Source organism: Halomonas sp. 25-S5 (assembly GCF_029889845.1).
GTDB lineage: Bacteria > Pseudomonadota > Gammaproteobacteria > Pseudomonadales > Halomonadaceae > Halomonas.
The window spans coordinates 1-615 of record NZ_JARANV010000092.1 but is presented as its reverse complement, the minus strand read 5'-3'; the positions used below and the strand labels follow the sequence as shown (position 1 = coordinate 615).

Annotated in this window: 1 protein-coding gene; it reads right to left on the bottom strand. The window is 61.3% G+C overall.

What is annotated here, in order from left to right:
- Positions 1 to 5: 5 nt before the first annotated feature.
- A partial coding sequence (locus OP498_RS18520; RefSeq protein ID WP_280554826.1) for an IS1595 family transposase occupies positions 6 to 615 on the bottom strand: 610 nt, incomplete at its 5' end.

Sequence of the window (615 nt, the reverse complement as noted above, 5' to 3'; positions counted from 1 at the left end):
CCTGATTACGCATAAGGCTCAGCCATCTTCAGGAACCGGTATGGCATCGGCGGTGTTCGGGCGGCTACCGTGAGAAACCGCGGGATCATGGCCTTGAGGTCATAGCGCCGATTGAAGCGATACTCGAATTCGGCCAGGTAGCGTGGGGTATGTTTCCCGCGGATGGCATGGTAGGTGCCGGTGATCGCGTTCTTGACGTTGCCCAGCACCGTGTTGACCCAGTTGAACTCGGGGTTCTTCACACTGGCACGCCCACCGCCTGTGATGTGGCAGTCATGAACGTAGAAAGGCGTGTCGAAGGCCCTGAAGCATCCGAGGCCGTCGCTGATGACCTGGCTGCCAGGCACAATGGCCTGTTGGGCATAGCGACGCATCTCGTCAAGGGTAAAGCCGCTCACACGGCGCAGCTGAACCCGCTGCGGATGGCCTTCCTCATCGGTTTGCACGGCGGCGACAAAGGGGAACTTGTGCTCAGCGCCGCGCCCGCGCTTTCCGGGCCGCTCACCGCCCAGGTAGGCATCATCGATCTCAATGCGCCCGGAGAGCCTCTCTCCCTGGTTGCGCTCGTGCATGACCTGCAGCAGCTTGTGCTTGAGCTTCCAGGCGGTGTTGTAG